This window comes from Salibacter sp. (assembly GCF_031581065.1).
Taxonomy (GTDB): domain Bacteria; phylum Bacteroidota; class Bacteroidia; order Flavobacteriales_G; family Salibacteraceae; genus Salibacter.
On record NZ_JAVLBN010000024.1, the window covers coordinates 1 to 17,891 of the forward strand.

14 protein-coding genes and 1 tRNA gene are annotated in these 17,891 nt (G+C 39.6%); 7 read left to right on the plus strand and 8 right to left on the minus strand.

Translation table 11 applies throughout. The features are described 5' to 3' along the window. On the minus strand, nucleotides 1–219 hold a 219-nt coding region (locus RI557_RS07170; RefSeq protein WP_310682976.1), incomplete at its 3' end, for an AAA family ATPase. 53 nt (nucleotides 220–272) lie between these two features. Between RI557_RS07170 and RI557_RS07175 the strand changes: the two genes are divergently transcribed. Further along, nucleotides 273–674, plus strand: coding sequence for a hypothetical protein (locus RI557_RS07175; protein WP_310669141.1), 402 nt, complete (start codon nucleotides 273–275; stop codon nucleotides 672–674). A gap of 110 nt (nucleotides 675–784) precedes the next feature. On the opposite strand, the gene RI557_RS07180 is transcribed toward RI557_RS07175, so the two are convergent. Then, nucleotides 785–1,210: a hypothetical protein gene (locus tag RI557_RS07180; RefSeq protein ID WP_310682978.1), complete on the minus strand. Its 426-nt coding sequence runs from the start codon at nucleotides 1,208–1,210 to the stop codon at nucleotides 785–787. A 180-nt stretch (nucleotides 1,211–1,390) separates the two neighbouring features. On the opposite strand from RI557_RS07180, the gene RI557_RS07185 reads away from it, so the two are divergent. Beyond that, entirely contained in the window at nucleotides 1,391–3,388 is a 1,998-nt protein-coding gene (locus RI557_RS07185) for a cation:proton antiporter (RefSeq protein ID WP_310682980.1), read from the plus strand. On the opposite strand, the gene RI557_RS07190 is transcribed toward RI557_RS07185, so the two are convergent. After that, the gene (locus RI557_RS07190) at nucleotides 3,322–3,627 is read right to left on the minus strand and encodes a hypothetical protein (RefSeq protein ID WP_310682982.1); all 306 of its coding nucleotides are present in this window, start codon (nucleotides 3,625–3,627) and stop codon (nucleotides 3,322–3,324) included. The two genes, RI557_RS07185 and RI557_RS07190, sit on opposite strands and share 67 nt — an antisense overlap. A 191-nt stretch (nucleotides 3,628–3,818) precedes the next feature. Between RI557_RS07190 and RI557_RS07195 the strand changes: the two genes are divergently transcribed. Continuing rightward, nucleotides 3,819–5,942, plus strand: coding sequence for a Tex family protein (locus RI557_RS07195; RefSeq protein ID WP_310682984.1), 2,124 nt, complete (start codon nucleotides 3,819–3,821; stop codon nucleotides 5,940–5,942). Between the two features lie 34 nt (nucleotides 5,943–5,976). Here RI557_RS07195 and recO read toward each other — a convergent pair whose 3' ends face one another. From recO to RI557_RS07220, 5 genes are all read right to left on the minus strand, one after another. Next, on the minus strand, nucleotides 5,977–6,696 hold the full coding sequence (gene recO / locus RI557_RS07200; protein ID WP_310682986.1) for a DNA repair protein RecO: 720 nt from the start codon (nucleotides 6,694–6,696) through the stop codon (nucleotides 5,977–5,979). A 2-nt stretch (nucleotides 6,697–6,698) separates the two neighbouring features. Further along, nucleotides 6,699–9,044, minus strand: a complete 2,346-nt coding sequence (locus RI557_RS07205; RefSeq protein ID WP_310682988.1) for a two-component regulator propeller domain-containing protein — start codon at nucleotides 9,042–9,044, stop codon at nucleotides 6,699–6,701. A 220-nt stretch (nucleotides 9,045–9,264) separates the two neighbouring features. Next, nucleotides 9,265–11,136, minus strand: a complete 1,872-nt coding sequence (gene mnmG, locus RI557_RS07210; RefSeq protein WP_310682990.1) for a tRNA uridine-5-carboxymethylaminomethyl(34) synthesis enzyme MnmG — start codon at nucleotides 11,134–11,136, stop codon at nucleotides 9,265–9,267. 3 nt (nucleotides 11,137–11,139) lie between these two features. Further along, on the minus strand, nucleotides 11,140–11,565 hold the full coding sequence (ybeY, locus tag RI557_RS07215; protein WP_310682992.1) for an rRNA maturation RNase YbeY: 426 nt from the start codon (nucleotides 11,563–11,565) through the stop codon (nucleotides 11,140–11,142). Next, nucleotides 11,552–14,815 (minus strand): hypothetical protein, encoded by a 3,264-nt coding sequence (locus RI557_RS07220; protein ID WP_310667960.1) that lies wholly within the window; start codon nucleotides 14,813–14,815, stop codon nucleotides 11,552–11,554. The genes ybeY and RI557_RS07220 overlap by 14 nt, the downstream gene beginning before the upstream one ends. 56 nt (nucleotides 14,816–14,871) lie before the next feature. Here RI557_RS07220 and RI557_RS07225 point away from each other — a divergent pair, with 56 nt between their 5' ends. The 4 genes from RI557_RS07225 to RI557_RS07240 all read left to right on the plus strand — a co-directional run bounded on the left by RI557_RS07225 (nucleotide 14,872) and on the right by RI557_RS07240 (nucleotide 17,837). Then, nucleotides 14,872–15,810, plus strand: a complete 939-nt coding sequence (locus RI557_RS07225) for an outer membrane beta-barrel protein (protein WP_310682994.1) — start codon at nucleotides 14,872–14,874, stop codon at nucleotides 15,808–15,810. A gap of 58 nt (nucleotides 15,811–15,868) precedes the next feature. Beyond that, the gene (gene gltX, locus RI557_RS07230; protein ID WP_310682996.1) at nucleotides 15,869–17,392 is read left to right on the plus strand and encodes a glutamate--tRNA ligase; all 1,524 of its coding nucleotides are present in this window, start codon (nucleotides 15,869–15,871) and stop codon (nucleotides 17,390–17,392) included. Beyond that, entirely contained in the window at nucleotides 17,392–17,742 is a 351-nt protein-coding gene (folB, locus tag RI557_RS07235) for a dihydroneopterin aldolase (RefSeq protein WP_310667963.1), read from the plus strand. The genes gltX and folB overlap by 1 nt, the downstream gene beginning before the upstream one ends. A gap of 24 nt (nucleotides 17,743–17,766) precedes the next feature. After that, nucleotides 17,767–17,837 (plus strand) — tRNA-Cys (locus tag RI557_RS07240). The last annotated feature ends 54 nt before the right edge of the window (nucleotides 17,838–17,891 follow it).

The window sequence follows — 17,891 nt, forward strand, 5'->3', positions numbered from 1 at the left end:
CGGCAAATGGAAAAGAGAGTGCAGCGTGACACCTCCGGCATTGATGGCAGCTACTCCGGTTGGTGCAGCCACGACATTTTTTTTGTAGGTCGTTGCCAGCAAATGCTTGAGCAGAGTCGTTTTTCCTGTTCCGGCCTTGCCGGTCAAAAAGATGTTTTTGCCGGTTTTATTGACGTATTCCATCAATAACTCGGCATTTTGGGTTAGGGTTATCGACATAATATGTGGTTTTTCATTAGGCAATCGGCTAAATTAAGGAAAGCTAATGAGAATTGAAACCACACGATACGCTATGGCGAATTGGAGCTTTTATGTTTGGTGGGTATGGATCTTTTCCCGTATCAGATAACATCAGTTTTGATACCAGAGCAATGATTGGTTTTGCAAGTGCATCCTCGCCTAAATTAGACGTAACAGGAAGCGCTAACGGTAATACAGTTTGGATAGAGCAAGAAAGTGCTGACGCTTCTGCCTTTGCCTATCTCGTAGGTGCTGGATTTCAATTTGGTGTTGGCGATAACATAAGTTTACTGACCAATTTAGATTATTTAGGCACAGGACCTGAGTTTTCGGAAGTTGAAACTAAAACTAGTGATGGCAATACATCAACAAGTACTTGGGAACAGAGTATTGGAACTATAAATTTAAGTGTTGGTATAGCTTACAAGCTTTGATTGTATTGCTCCGCTACCGCGCGATTTCATCGCGTGGTTTGTAGACAAATTACTTGAAACGATACGCTATCTCTAATCATGTGGTAACGGTATCTTAAAAACACTGAGCTCTATTCTGGTTCAGGAAATTCTTTGACTAATTCACCTTCTTTAAACTCAAACTTTTTGAATACCCCTCCATTTTTATTGTACAAATAGCATATACCATGCTTTTCACCATTCTTATACTTTAAGGAACTCTTAATGCTCCCATCCATAAAGTACAATTTTGCCATTCCGTGTTTCTGATCATTCTTAATCTCATACTCCGCAGTTAGAATACCTTTCGTAGCGTAGTTCTCAATCTTATAACCCTCTCCATCAGATAAATAAATCACTTTTTTTAATTTCCCATCCTTATAGAGCTCCTTTTTTACTTTATCATCACATGAAATGTGTAAAAAAGCAATTAATAGGACTATCACATATAATGGCTTTAAAAAATTCAGCTTTCTATTATTATCAACATCTATATTCTTCAATTCTCTAGGTTGCATTATTGGTTAATTGTCTTGTATAAAGTAAAATTAATGAATTTTTCACTTTTAGTGGTTTTATTATACTTTTCCTCTCTACTAACAAACTCAACCAATTAAAGCGCGTTTGTCCTGATTTAGCCTTTTCATATCCTGCGAAACCCTCAGTTGTATTAGCTTTGAATTGCCAAAACAATCTCAATGGAAATACCTATTCTGCAGGACATCCTCATCATTTTTGCTCTATCGGTATTTGTTGTACTGGTGTTTCACAGGCTAAAACTGCCTTCAGTACTGGGTTTTTTAGCGACCGGAATCATAGCCGGACCAAACGGCCTCAGCCTCGTAAAAGCAACGCACGAAGTTGAAGTCCTCTCTGAAATCGGTGTAATTCTGCTGCTTTTTGTCATCGGGATTGAGTTTTCACTCAAGCAACTCGCCTCTATTAAAAAGACTGTTTTCTTTGGTGGCGGTATTCAGGTGGGTCTGACTATCATGGTTACAGCGCTTGTTTTTATTCTGCTCGATTTTTCATGGTCTGAAGCCGTATTTACCGGCTTCCTCTTTTCGTTGAGTAGTACGGCTATCGTGCTCAAGCTACTGGCAGAGCGCAATGAAATCAATCTTCCGCACGGCAGAATGTCATTAGGTGTGCTCATCTTTCAGGATGTCATTGTGGTTCCCATGATGCTCTTCACGCCAATCATAGCCGGTAATACAGCTGATGTCACAACTGCTTTGCTCAATCTTCTCGTGAAATCACTCATCGTATTAGCTGTTACCTACATCGGGGCGCGGTATGTGATTCCAAAGCTTTTACACGAAGTTGCGCGAACAAAAAGCAAGGAGCTCTTCCTGCTCACCACGGTTGTTATTTGCGTTGCTGTAGCCTGGACGACTTCACAGGCCGGACTATCACTCGCACTGGGAGCTTTCCTTGCAGGGCTCATCATTTCGGAATCGGATTACAGTCATCAGGCAACGAGTATTATTTTGCCATTCAGAGAGCTTTTTACCAGTCTGTTTTTCGTATCGATCGGGATGCTGTTGAACATCAGTTTCTTTCTTGATCACGTAGGGTTAATTTTGGTTCTGACCATTTTAGTCATCATTACCAAAGCAGTCATTGCCGGATTTGCGGCCAGAGTTTTAAACTACAGCCCCAGGACGGTTATTCTCACCGGGCTCACTCTTTTCCAGGTTGGGGAGTTTGCTTTCATCCTATCAGAATTTGGTATTTCAAACGGCTTGCTCAGCGAAACAAACTACCAGTATTTCCTTTCAGTTTCAATCGCTTCAATGGCAATTACGCCCGTTGCGATTATGAAAGGCCAAAAAATTTCAGCTCTGTTCATGGGAACGCAGTTCAGGAAGCGCGTAATGAACTGGCAAACGGCTGCTCAAAAACAAAAACGCAAAGATCCTGTGGATGAGGGATTATCTGATCACCTCATAATTGTGGGTTTTGGTGTGAACGGAAAAAATGTTGCACGGGCCGCTAAATACGCTAAAATTCCTTACATCATTATCGAGTTCAATGCCGATGTTGTGCAGGAGGAACAAGAAAAAGGAGAGCCCATTTTATACGGGGATGCCTCTCACGATCACATCCTCAAGCATTGCCACGTACAAGAGGCAAGAGTTGTAGTTGTTGCCATTTCAGACTCACAGGCGATTAAAGGAATAACATCGGCAATCAGGAATATTTCTCAACAGGTTCACCTCATCATCAGAACCCGTTATGTGAAAGACATCGATTCGCTAATAGAAATGGGAGCTGATGAAGTTATTCCCGAGGAATTTGAAACCAGCATCGAAATTTTCTCCCGCGTTATGCATCGCTTCCTGGTTCCGATCGATAATATTGACACGATGATCAACACGATCAGATCCGATAACTACGAAATGTTCAGACCCAAAACGCACCTCAAAGCAAACTCCGGTGATGTGTTGCCGAGGCTCAACATAGAGTGTGTTCGTGTTTCGCGTGAAGGCGGTTTAGTTGAAGGGAAAACCGTTGAAAGTGCTGAGGTTCGAAAGGCATTTGGAGTTTCAATCATCGCGCTGATGCGCAAAAACGAATTGAGGTCGAGTATCAAACCATCGACCAAAATCAAGCGTGACGACTTGCTCTACATTACCGGTAGCAAGAAAAATATTGAACGTTTTATCGAAGCTGTTTCGCTGCCTAAGGTTTGATTGAGATAAGGTTGCTGATCAGTTGTTAAGTAATCCTTAATAACTGATTTTCTATCTAACTCTTTTTCTTTCAGTATATTAGACGCGTGCATGCTGATATTAGGTATAGAGGTGTCAAAAAGCTCAGCAAGTTGCTGCTGATTCATCCATACATTGCCACCTTTAGCATATAAGGCCACAGATGCTTTACCATCATTCGTGTTGTAAATAATAATATTTTGTTCTGCTTCACTACTCATTTTTTCTCAGTGGAATTTTTTCAATTGGTTATCAGGTTTTCAACTCTAAAATTAGATGCCAGTAAGTTTGTGTTAAAACAAATATAAAATTCAACACCTTACTATTGAACTACCTGATATACTTTTAGCTTTTCATATTTACCCAACTTAAAACTTTTTTCCATTATTGCTTAGAATTTTAACTCTCTCTTATGTCAATCATTTCGGCAATTAGCCAAATCACAAATATTCCGGAAAATCAGGTTAAAAAGACGCTGGCCCTTTTTGATGACGGGGCTACAATTCCGTTCGTGGCGCGATACAGGAAAGAAGTCACTGGCGGACTTGACGAAACGCAACTGGAAAAGATCGTCAATGAGCACGAGCGCATCCAAAACTTTGAAAAACGCAGGAAGTACATCCTGGAAACGCTGGCTGAGAAAGAGGTTCTGACCGATGAACTGAAAAAAGAAATTGAGTCGGCACAAACTGAGCAGGAACTCGAAGATCTCTACCTTCCTTACAAAACGAAACGAGCCACTAAAGCTGAGAAAGCACGAAAAGCCGGACTTGAGCCGCTGGCTAAAATGATGATGGCACAACGCGACCCTGATCTCGAAAATAAGGCACAGCGATTCGTCAGTGATCAATTTGAAAGTGTCAATGATGCACTTCAGGGAGCGCGAGATATTGTGGCAGAATGGATGAGTGAAAACTCGATCGTCCGCCAGCGATTGCGCGAGATGTTTGAAAAGTTTGCCCGTATAGAATCGAAAGTCGTGAAGTCAAAGAAAGAGGAAGCTGAACGATACCGCGATTACTGGGATATGCAGCAAACGCTATCTAAAATTCCATCTCACCGTTTACTCGCAATGCGCAGAGGTGAAAACGAAGGCTTCCTTCGCGTGAAAATTGAAATCGATGAAGAGCGAGCACAGCAGTTCATGGAGCGATTCTTTGTCAAGCGCGACTCGGCTTGTCGTGAAGAGATAGAACTCGCTATTAAAGATGCTTACAAAAGACTTTTAAAACCTTCGCTGGAAAACGAGTTTGCAGCAAAGTCAAAAGAAAAAGCCGATCAGCAGGCTATTAATATTTTCAAGACCAACCTCCAGCAACTTTTGCTCACTGCTCCGATTGGTGAAAAAAGAACACTCGCTATCGATCCCGGTTTCAGAACCGGATGTAAACTCGTGTGTATCGATGAACACGGAGATTTGCTCCACAACGAAACCATTTATCCACACCCGCCACAAAACGAAAAAGGACGGGCAAAGTCGAAAATCAATCAGCTCGTCAACACCTTTAAAATCGATGCAATTGCCATCGGTAACGGAACGGCAGGCAGAGAAACTGAAATTCTGGTCAAAGGCGTTCGGTTTGAAAAAGATGTGGAGGTTTTTGTGGTGAATGAAGCCGGAGCTTCAGTTTATTCTGCCAGTTCAATTGCCAGGAAAGAATTTCCAAAATACGATGTAACGGTAAGAGGTTCTGTGAGCATCGGGCGAAGGTTACAAGATCCCCTTGCAGAGTTGGTGAAAATTGACCCCAAATCAATTGGCGTGGGGCAATATCAACATGATGTGGATCAAAAAATGCTTCAATCGGCACTGGATCAAACTGTTATCAACACTGTAAATCAGGTTGGTGTGGAATTAAATACTGCGAGTGAGTACCTGTTGCAGTACGTGAGCGGACTCAACAAAGGCAGCGCTCAAAAGATCGTAACGCACCGAAGCAAAATAAACGGTTTTAAGAACCGAAAAGAGGTTTTAGAGGTAAGTGGGCTCGGACCAAAAGCATTTCAACAATGCGCAGGCTTTTTACGCATCAGGAATGGCGAAAACGTTCTCGACAATACCGCTGTACACCCAGAGAGTTACGACATCGTGAAAAAGATGGCGAAAAGCTTATCGGTCAGAACCGAGGAGCTCGCTGGTAACCGCGAACTTTTGGAAAAACTGGATCTGACCAATTTTGTGAATAAGGAAGTTGGGCTTCCCACTTTGAAAGACATCGTGGAAGAGCTCAAAAAACCGGGAAGAGATCCGCGTAAAAAAGCCAAAATGTTTGAGTTCGATAAATCGCTCAAATCGATTGAAAGTGTTGAAGAAGGAATGATCGTGCCGGGAATTGTCACCAACCTCACCAATTTTGGTGCTTTTGTGGATATCGGCATCAAGCAAAACGGGTTGATTCACGTGAGCGAAATCGCAAACGAGTTCGTAGATGATCCTACCCAACATTTACACCTCGATCAACAGGTTAGAGTGAAAATAATTGGTGTTGATGTGGAGAGAAAACGGATTGCCTGTTCACTGAAGCAAGTAGATTAGTAGTGTTTTTCTCTTTGGCTTGATGCAAAAGATTTTAAAGCGTATCCATCACTTCCTGCAAAATCGTTTTTGATTTTATTTCGCGGACACCTTCCAGATGGAGCTGGTAGTACATAATCAGTTGATCGAGCAATACCTGCCTTGTTTGTCGGTTGAGCTTGAGTTCGTGCATATCCTCAAAACTCGTTAACAAGAGATATTTCACAGCATCGCTATACTCTTTATCAACCGAATACTGACCTGTATTTTCATGCGTGAAATTCCCGTTGAGCAAATCAAAGTAATGGTCAGAGCCAGTCTCAGGCATGATTCCCAAAAACCGCGTGATATGCCAACCGGCAAACAAGTGAAAATTGGCAATTCCCTCTTCAGATCCGTCAAACCAAACGAGGTGAATACGCAGCCAGTCGAACAAATCGACATGCGGATCTGATTCCTGAAGGCTTTTGTAAAGCAACTCTGCCAGGAAAATAGCCTGAGATGATTTGAGGAAATCATATGGAATGGTGGAATAGGTTGTAGAGAGCGAGCAGGTATTTGCACGATGCATATTCGCGTTTTCCTTGTATCTGAACGTTATTTCTACGAGCGATAACGGCTGAAAAAGGTTTGCCTTCGTTTTGGCTTTTTTCTTGCGAACTCCCTGAACGAGAAAAGACTTCAGTCCTAAGTCACGAGTAAACACTCTAACGATAATACTCGATTCGCTGTACTGAATTCGATTGATGACAAATCCGAGCTGTTTTGTGATCATGTTTAGCGATTGATCAAAATCTTGGTTGCTGCTGCTTCAAGCCCTTCTGAATCTGAAGCGAAAACAAGATAAACACCAGCCGGAACAGGGCTACCATTCATGTTTTTACCATTCCAAATTGCCTGTCCGCCATCAGCATAAGTATCGAATACGAGGTTTCCGTTGATATCAGTGATTTTTACTGCTGAGTTTGGCGCCAACCCTTTAATCGCTATGTTTCCGGTAAACCCGGGACTCACCGGGTTCGGATAGGCGTAAACATCTTGGTAAAGCGGATCGCCTTCAGTTGCTGTTCCTTTATAAGCGACAACTCCATCTCCAGTGGCAATCATCACTTCACCGTTGAATGGATTTACGCCTATATCCACAATTTCATTAGAGATGAGCGAACTATTTTCTTTTGTGAAATGGAATATCTCTTCACTCCCATCTTCACTCATGAGAAAAACTCCTGAGCTCTGTGTTCCAAACCATTTTCTGTTTGCCCCATCAATAGCAATTGTGGTGACAACTTCTGTTTCGAGAAGGTAATTTGTGACGCCATCAACTTCTACGAATATTCGTTGAGCATCAAAGTTTACTCCCTGTTCAAAAACACTTCCCGGAGAATAGAAAACCACAACTCCCTGATCTGTACCAACCCAAATTCGGCCTTCGAGATCTTCTTCCATTGAGTAAACATTGGTTGAGGGCAGCCCTCCATTTCCACCTGCTGAGTTGAGTATTTTAGCCCGATCGTCTTGTGTGTTGAGCGGTGTTCCATTGTCGTCAAATACGAGGATTCCTTTTCCTTTATTGGGTAAGAGCATCCATTTGTATCCTGTTTGTGAAGCGATAATATCTCCAGATGCGGCTTCGGAGTCGAGGTACTCACTCAGGTTGTAACTCATAAATTCTCCTTCTGCGGTTCTGACCGCAACTCCAAATTGAGTAATACTGTTTGAAATCCACAGGTTTCCCTGCTCGTCAAAATCGAGGCCGTTTATTCGAACATCTGTTCCAACAGTATCATCGAGTCCTGAAACATTTTTTAGCGGACTGTTATCATTGTCGTAAATCTCAATGAGTTCTTCGCTTTCAAATTCCAAAATTCCCGATCCTATTGTGCCAACGAAAAAGTGTGACTCGTCTGTTGGGTCAACAGCCAGAGAGATGTAATCAAAAACATTGTTGAGCCGATCATCATCCAGGTAGCTGTATTGGCTCCAATCACCACTATTGCTGAGGAAATAAACACCTTCTCTGAGGTATTCATTGCCGAGTCCCCGGTTGGTAGCACCTGATGCTATGTAAGTTTGCTCGTTGCCGAATGCAAATTCATTGGCGTTGTTTGTGGGCGGGCCATCGAGTAAAAATCGATCAAAGCCCTCTAGATTTTTCACTTTTATCACACCTTGTTGATCATCAGCGATCCAGTGATTGTTTTCGCCATCTTTTACAATTGCCCTGGGTTGCGCTCTTTGACCTGTATAGTACTGAAATATAGTTTGTTGTACCTGAAAACCAGAGTCAACGATCACAACATCACCATTTCGGGAAAGTAATAACTGATCAGTATATGCGATGATATCAAAGAAGTTTGATTCTTGCAGAAATTGGGGAGAAAACCATCCGGAATCTGACTGGATGAGAATTGAGTCTGCAGCGTATTTATCACTGGGTATGTTGAGTACTAATTTGTTTTGGAAAATCTCAACAAATTCATATTCAGTATTTGGCTCGGGATCGTAAGCGGGTTTTTCCCATGCGATGTAGTAGCCTACGTTGGGATCTGACAGAGATGCTTTATAAAGCCCTTCTTCAGTAGCAGCAAATATGGTGTCTCCTTTAAATGCCACATCGAAAACAGCAAGGTCTCCCTCCTGGTTGAGCCTGAAGGTTTCTGATACTTCTCTCCTGGAAATATTGTATTGCACAATGCCGAATGTGGTCGTTAGATAAGCGTGCTGACCATCACATTGAATATTGGTAATTCTTTTATCACCTGCAATATTTGCTCGCTCAATATCCTGAATTGAATAGATTGTATTTTCAGTGATTAAATCAAAAATACCGTTGTTGTAACCCACAATAACAGTATTTGTATTTTGATCATAACCGAGAGCCGTTACACCAACCTCTGATAAACCATTCAAAGCACTCAATCTACGAGCCGAATTATCTCGTTTGTCTATCTCAACAAGAGAAAATGGTGTTGCTGCATAAACTTTGTTTTTAGCAGCTACTACTTTGAAAGTAGATTTATAAGGAAGATAATCTATCCAGGTTCCAACAGAGTTTCCTGATTGACCAAAAACTGAATTGGACAAAATTGTTACGGTCAGAACCAAATATCCCAGGTATTTCATAGCAGCAATATTAACCCTGAATTCTCTTTTTTATTGTAAAAACAGTCAAATTTAAATTAAATAAGTACAACTGGCTTATATTCAATATTTAAAACTAACTTTTTATAAAATTGATTATTATCAAAAATTAACCACCTAATACTAGCGAAGACCTTGAATCAAACAAAGACACTCATTTGAGGTCAATTTTAAAAAAACCGGCTGTTTCACGTGAAACATATCACCTTCCAAGATGTACGAGTAAGACACTAATGTCTGCAGGTGATACTCCACTAATTCTCGAAGCCTGCGATAACGTTTCTGGTTTAATGTTTGTCATTTTTTCAGCAGCCTCGGCAGACAAAGAACTCAGTTTCGTGTAATCTATATTATTAGGTATTTTAATATTTTCAAGACGCTTCATTTTATCAGCCATCTCTTTTTCCTTCTCGATGTATCCGGCATACTTCGACTCTATCTCAAAAAGCTGAACTTGTTCTTTATTGATGTTTTCCTTTTCGATAAACTTTTTAAGATTTTCAGATCCATCAATAATATCATTTAGCTGAAGTTGTGGCCTATTAACGAGTGAAATTAATTTCACTTTTTGGTTGAGTTTGCTCGTGTTTTTTTCCTCTAAAATCGGGTTGATTTCTTCAGGAACAGCACTTTCTTTTTCGAGGAAATCCTGAAGTTTTTGCTTTCCTTCGAGCTTTGAATCAAGATTGCGGATTCTACTATCATCTACTAATCCCATCTCGTGTGCTTTGCGAGAGAGGCGTTCGTCTGCATTATCCTGGCGAAGTAAGATTCGGTATTCTGCTCTACTGGTAAACATCCTGTAGGGTTCTTCGGTCCCTTTTGTAATAAGATCATCAATCAATACACCAATATATGCTTCATCCCGAGATAAGATAAACGGATCTTTTTCCTGAATTTTTAATGCTGCATTAATACCAGCCATCAATCCCTGGCATCCGGCTTCTTCGTATCCGGTTGTTCCGTTTATTTGTCCGGCAAAATAAAGTCCGTCAACTAGCTTCGTTTCTAAGGTATATTTTAATTGAGTTGGTGGAAAATAATCGTACTCGATGGCGTAGCCGGGTCTGAATATTTTGGCTTTCTCAAAACCTTTAATTTCACGAATCGCTTTGAACTGAATTTCTTCAGGCAGACTTGTACTAAATCCATTGACGTAAACTTCAACCGTTTCCCAGCCTTCGGGTTCAACGAAAACCTGGTGTCGATTTCGATCTGCGAAACGATGGATTTTATCTTCAATACTGGGGCAATATCTCGGTCCTATACTTTGAATAGTTCCATTGAACATAGGGCTTCTATCAAAGCCTTCTCGAAGTATATCGTGTACAATAGAATTTGTATAAGTAATGTGACAACTTCTCTGTTTATTCAATGGAGATGTATCATCAGAAAAGGAGAATTTACCAGGTTCTTCATCACCCTTTTGTTCTTCCATTACAGAATAATCTAAAGAGCGACCATCAACTCTTGGTGGTGTGCCGGTTTTCATTCTACCCGACTCAAATCCGAATTCTTCGAGTTGTTCGGTCATCCCGTAAGAAGCTTTTTCTCCTGAACGACCACCACCCATTTGTTTATCGCCAATATGAATTAAACCATTGAGAAAAGTTCCGCTAGAAACAATAACAGATTTACAGGAAATCTCAATTCCGAGTCCAGTCTTAACACCTTTAATCTTTCCATTTTCAACAATCAAGGCATTAACCATATCCTGCCAAAATTCAACATTGGGTGTTTGCTCGAGCATCAACCTCCAAATGTTATTGAACATGCTTCGGTCGTTTTGTGTTCTTGGAGACCACATTGCGGGACCTTTAGATCGGTTCAACATTCTGAACTGGATAGCACTTTTATCAGCGACTATTGCACTGTATCCACCTAGAGCATCAATTTCTCTAAGGATCTGACCTTTTGCTACACCGCCCATAGCAGGGTTACAACTCAACTGAGCTGTTCGTGTCATATCCATGGTAACCATTAAAACTTTAGAGCCCATTTTAGCAGCTCCAACTGCAGCTTCACATCCTGCATGACCTGCACCTACTACAACTACATCGTAACTATCAATCATAAATCAATGTTTCACGTGGAACAATTCAATGTAATCATCTTCCTTTTCTCGCATTAATAATTTCTCTGATGAAGAGTGATCGTCATAACCTATAAGGTGTAAAACACCATGAATTACAACTCGTAAAAATTCATTTTTGAAAGAAGCAGAATCTGAACTATTGTCCTGTATTCTTTCGAGGCTGATAAAAATATCACCATTTATCGTGTTGTCTACAACTTCATCAAAAGTGATAATGTCAGTAAAATAATCATGATTGAGAAAATCTTTATTAATTCTCAACAACTCTTCATCATCGACAAAAGTATAAGATATTATTCCGGTTTTTCTTTTTTCACGGTCGATTACTCTTTTGATCCAAACTTCAATTTCATCGAGATTAAAAGGTAGTGATTGTTTAGAATGAAAGGAAATATTAATTCGATTCATCGAGTAAATATTTATCAATTTTTCCGCGATAATACGGATTGAAATCAAGTAGGCCTCCTCTAAATAACTCGGCTTCTTTTTCCTTTTCCTTTAAATATTTTTGAAGGTAATCAGGAACTGTCTCTTGAGTTAAATTACTCGATTTACTCTCTCGTTCTTTTTTCTTGCCCTGTTGACGAATACTTTCCTCAACTTCGAGCATCTTGGTCAGTATCTCCTGTTGTCTGCGGAGTGTTTCTTCATCGATCTTCTTTTCTAAAATATCGCGTTCATTCTCTTCCATCTTTTGATCGAGCTTCTTGAGCTGATCTCCTGCTTTTGTTCCCTCTTGATCGTTTTGAATCTTACGCAATGTTTCACGAAGAGATTTTTGTCTGCCCATCATTTTACCTATTTCCTCAGACATTCTAGGTGAACCTTGCTGACCTTTCTTCTTTCCTTTTTTTCCACCGGGGCTACCTTGCTCCATTTGCTTTTTGAGTTTTTCCATGTTTTTGGAAAGCTCTTTTTGCATCTGCTTCATTTTCTTCATTCCGGGTTTTGAACCTTTTCCACTACCAGGTTTATTGCACTGATTCTGACCAAACTTTTGCTTGGACATTTGTTTTTGCATTTGTTCAAGCATTTCACCTATCATTAAGGCTAAGTTATTGAAGCTTGTCATTGCTTCCTGCGACTCCATCAACCCTTTGCTCTGTTTCCTGTCAGCATAATTATCGACACTTGAAGCTATGCTCTCATCAATGATTTTCATCTCTTTATTAATGATTGGATCGAGGAAAAATGCCTTTTTGGCTAAAGCTCTCAATGAATCTTCAACTACTTGTACATCCTCACCAATATCATGTTGATTTTCAATAACTGAAACATAACGTGGATCTTTGCTTTTTAAAATCTTCATAGAATCGATAACGGCTTCTTGTCTAAAACTTAATTCGATAAGATTTTCTTGAATTTGACGAAGTGTTTCAATATTCATCTCCATCTGCTTGCTGGATTGCATGGATAAAGATTGACCCATTTTTTGTTCGAGTTCCTTCATCATTTCAGCAGATTTAGACTGGCTCTTTTTTCCCTGCTTCTTATTGCCTTGCTTCATTTGTTGAGAGGCATTCTTCATCTCTTTATCAATTCCCTCTTTTTTATCACCTGTAGAAAGCTCATCCATATCGAGTTCTTGAGCTTTCTTTTCCGTTTCATCGAGCTTTTTCTTGAAATCGTCAAACTCTTTGTTCAGAGAGTCTTGTTTAGCAGCATTTTCTTCAGGAGAGCTTTTGTCATCATTTTGAAGTTTCTCCTGTTCTTCTCTAATTTTTTGTAAATCCTCTTTCAATTGATTGAAATCGTTTTCAACCTTTAATCGCTCAAATAATTCGAGGTTGCGATCGAGTTGCTCGTTTAGTTCTTCTGGTGAAAGCTCTTCCATCTTTTCGAGAAGTTCCTCTTTATTCATCTTTTCGAGCATTTCATCCATCTCTTTCATTTTCTTTTTAAAGTCCTCATCAGCTATTTCATCGAACAACTCATTTAACTTTTGTTGTTTCTCGAGAATTTCTTCATTGAGTTTGGTGTTTTGTTTCCTAAAGTTATTGAGTTCCTCATTCTTCTTTTTGAGATTCTCTGCCTCTTCCTGGATGTTTTTTCGTTCGTTCATTAGCTCTTTGAACTTCTTTTTATCACTCCAGTCAGATTTTTCTTTTTGCAAAAGTTGATCTTTGAAATCCTTCAACTTCTTGTCTAACTTTTTAGCTTTATCAGAAAGTTGTTCTATTTCACTTTCTAAATTATTTTCTTTTTCATTTTGAAGTTTACTTACCTTTTCTCTGTCTGATTTTGCAATCACGAAAAGTTTAGAAAAAGACTCTTTGTAGCCATTAACAACATCATTATCTGAAACTTTAAATTTTATGTTTGTTGCTTCTTTATAAGCAGAATCGTTGATATTCAACGAATAAAAGAACCTGCCTTCTTTGAAACCATCAAATTCAATCGGTTCTGACCGTCCATTATCAAAAACTGCAGAAATACTTTTAATACCGTGATCATCTTTAAACTCACCAGAGAAATAGAAAACATTGAGATTTACACTATCGCGCACCATCTCAACTTGAATTTTAGGAGCTAAATCCTTTTCTACATTTATTTTAAAATCTGAAACTACTGTATCAGAAACAGAAACACCATGAACAATAAGGTCATAAGAAACATCAGATTTTATTGTGTTATCCTTATCGATAAAAAGATTAGTTGCATTATCGGTCAGAACCGTAGCTGAATCAACGTTTTCCATATCGAGCTCCCAGGAAACCAGCGAGCCTTCGGGTATCACAATTTCAGATAAGCCGTTTTTCGTTACACTCTTTCCATTTTCGATATGTGAAGGATATTGTATCTTGTATTTGAAACTATTGAGTTGGGGAACAGCTAATACATTAACACTATAAGATTCACTTTGAAACTCTCCATCATTGAAAACAAAACTGAAATCATTCTCAATATTCTCAATCGTTAGAGAAAAGACACCGGCCTCCTTTTGATCCATTCTCCAGGATCCTCTACTATCTTTGAGAAACAACTTAGTTGGAATTTCCTTACCTTCAAGACTTACATTTATAGTTAAATCTTGTCCCTTTTTAACATTCAAATCAGTATTCTTTAATTGAAAGTCATAAGGAGCCATTTTATCAAAAGGAATATTGTACTGTATATAATGCTGAGTGGAACTGGAAAAAATTGAGGGATTTAAAAAATAAATAATTCCGCAAATAAGGATGACTCCAAATAGATAAGGAGCAATTTTCCAGTTCAGTTTAACATTGATAGCCTGCTCAAAAGGGACAGGAGATAATTCTTTAGCTCTTTTATCAACCATAGCAAGTGCAAGAGCATTATTATCTTCTTTGACAAGAAGCAGCGCATTTAAAAGTTTATCATCTACATCACTAAAATGTTGACCAATTATTGTTGCAGCTTTATCGTAGCTCAAGCCCTGCTTAGGAACGAAAAGCTTGTAGGATGGTAGAGCAATATATTTTATTAACACAAAAATAAAGGCAGCAACGAAAACAATTAATCCCGTGAGTCTAACACTACCGGGCAAACGGAAAAAGTACTCTGAAACCGCGAGTATTAAGAACAATCCTCCCAATAAAGCCGTACCGATAATTGTACCCTTTAACAATTCATTTAGATAGAATTTACGGGTAAAATCATCTAACTTTTGAATTAATTTGCTATTTACTTTAGACATTCGTTACTTTTGCTGCTTTCAACTCGCTTACCATCACAATTTTAAACCTTACAAACATGAACCTTAATTATCCCAAAATGGTTAAGCGCATCTCAATCATACGCCAAATTTCGTTGATTGTTGTTGCATTGTCAATATTCTCAACAACATATTCACAATTATGGACGAGATACCGCACTGAAATATTTTTTGGTGGCGGAGCCAGTCAAATGCTATCTGACCTTGGAGGAGGACCTGAAGCTGGCAGAAATGACATTAGAGACATGAATCTCGAAGCTACGAATTATGCTGCTACTGTAGGTGTTCGTTACAAAATCAGCGACTATGTTAGTGGAAGGATGAGTTTTTCTTACCTACAAACTTTGGCAAGTGATGAATACACAGAAAATCCAGGCCGGGCGAATAGAAACCTCTCTGCAAGAACAAATATTTTTGAATTTTCTCCTATGATAGAGTTTTATCTACTCAAGGAAAATATTCCTATGAATAAAACATTAGGTAGACGCTATCGCCATTACGGCCAGGGTGGAGATTTTTCAATTTATGTAGCAACCGGTTTTACAACGCTTTACTTTAATCCGCAAGCACAACTCAATGGAACATGGCATGATCTACAACCTCTTGGTACTGAAGGTCAGGGACTAGAAACAGGAAACGGAAAATACAGTAGATTTACATTTGGTTTGCCTGTTGGTATTGGTTTCAAATACAGCATGACTCGCCACTGGTCAATATCACTAGAAGGACAAGCGAGATTTACAGCAACTGATTACCTGGACGATGTGAGTACAGACTACTACGACAATCAGGAAATTCGAGAGGCTTACGGTCCTGTAGCTGCTGAACTAGCTAATCGCAGATTAGATGGTGGCGGTGGCGAAGGCGGCATTAGAGGTAATCCTGAGAATAATGATGTTTACATGTTTCTCGAATTTCACCTGAGCAGAAGATTCGATTCAAGTAAACGTAGAGGCGGAATTAGACGTTCTTTCTAAACCCTCTAGTTCTCTGTTTTTCTATTCATATCTTTGCGCGCTCAAAAACAAATAAATTATGAGTGCATCAGTAAGAGTGCGTTTTGCTCCAAGTCCAACCGGACCACTTCACATGGGTGGTGTGAGAACAGCCCTTTACAATTATCTGTTTGCGAAAAAACAAAACGGGACATTCATTCTCAGGATTGAAGATACCGATCAAACAAGGTTAGTTGGTAAGGCAGAATCTTATATCAAAGAATCACTTGAATGGTGTGGACTTCAACCTGATGAAAGTCCGTGGAAAGAAGGAGAATATGGTCCTTACAGGCAATCTGATAGAAAACATTTATACCATCAATACGCTGAGCAACTCATAAAAGAAGACAAAGCATACTACGCTTTCGATACAACTGAGGAACTCGATGCAATGCGCGAAAAAGCCAAAAAGGCCAAAATGCCTAACTGGCAATACAACAGCGTTACGCGTAACTCCATGAAAAACTCGCTTACTTTATCTGAAGATGAAGTAAATGCGAAACTCGATAACAACGAGCCATACACTATTCGTTTGAAAGTTCCGCGCAATGAAGAGGTTCGTTTTCACGATGAAATACGTGGTTGGGTAGTTGTGAACTCTTCAAACATTGATGATAAAGTAATTTTTAAAGGTGACGGAATGCCAACTTATCACCTCGCTAACATCGTGGATGATCATTTGATGAAAATCACTCACGTAATTCGGGGTGAAGAATGGCTACCATCAGCACCATTGCATGTTTTACTTTATCGTTTCTTGGGATGGGAAGATACAATGCCAACTTTTGCTCACCTTCCACTCATTTTAAAACCAGATGGTAACGGAAAATTGAGCAAGCGCGATGGTGATCGTCTCGGTTTCCCTGTATTTCCTCTTCAATGGAAGAATGAAGAAACTGGAGAAGTATCAATGGGTTATCGCGAACAGGGATATTTCCCAGAAGCATTTATCAATACGCTCGCTTTCTTGGGCTGGAATCCGGGAACAAACCAGGAGATATTTACACTGTCAGAACTCGTTGAAGCCTTCTCTCTCGACCGTGTGGGTAAAGCAGGAGCTAAGTTCGATGCAAAAAAGACAGAATGGTACAACCAGCAATATCTCAGAACCAAGGACAATAAAAAACTTGCTGAATTAATTGAACATCAACTAGTTGATAGTAAAATTAATATTGACAAAGAAAGGTTGTATTCCATCATTGAACTCACTAAAGAGAGAGCGACATTTCCTGGTGATATCTTAAAAGAAGCTGAGTTCTTTTTCGAGGCTCCATCGACTTACGATGAAAAAACAGTGAGTAAAAAATGGAAAGAAAACACTCCGGAATTACTCAATAAAGTAATAGAACGCTTTGGTGATACTGATTACAGCGCATCTGAACTGGAAATAGCCTTCAAAGCTATTTTAGAAGACGAATCAATCGGTTTTGGTAAACTGGGTCCGCAACTTCGTGTGGCTCTGACCGGAAAAGGTATGGGACCTTCTCTATTCCAAATTTGTGAGCTACTGGGTAAAGAAGAAACTGAAGCTCGCATTAAAAGAGCAATTGAGGAGATCAGCTAATGAATCAAATCAATATTGAAGGAATAAAAGTATATGCCTATCACGGATGCATTGATGAAGAAGCTAAAGTTGGCGGGTATTTTACCGTTGATGTAGAAGTAATTGGTGATTTTTCAAAGGCAATAGAAACTGATGATTTAAAATATGCTTTTGATTATGTGACAGTTAGCAGGATGGTAACCATCGAAATGCAACACAGGTGTAATTTGATTGAAAAAGCCGCTCAAAACATACTGAACGCCATTAAACGTCATTACGTACAGGCAAAAGATGTAAAAGTTAAAGTAACAAAGCACAGAGCCCCAATAGAATTAGATGTTGAGCAGGTAAGTGTGATTGTACAAGGCTAAAATATTATTACATTTGCACCGCATGGTCGCGTGGCCGAGTGGCTAGGCAGAGGTCTGCAAAACCTTGTACAGCGGTTCGAATCCGCTCGCGACCTCAAAAACTGTAAACCCGATGACAAAAAATGTCCATCGGGTTTTTTCATTTTGTA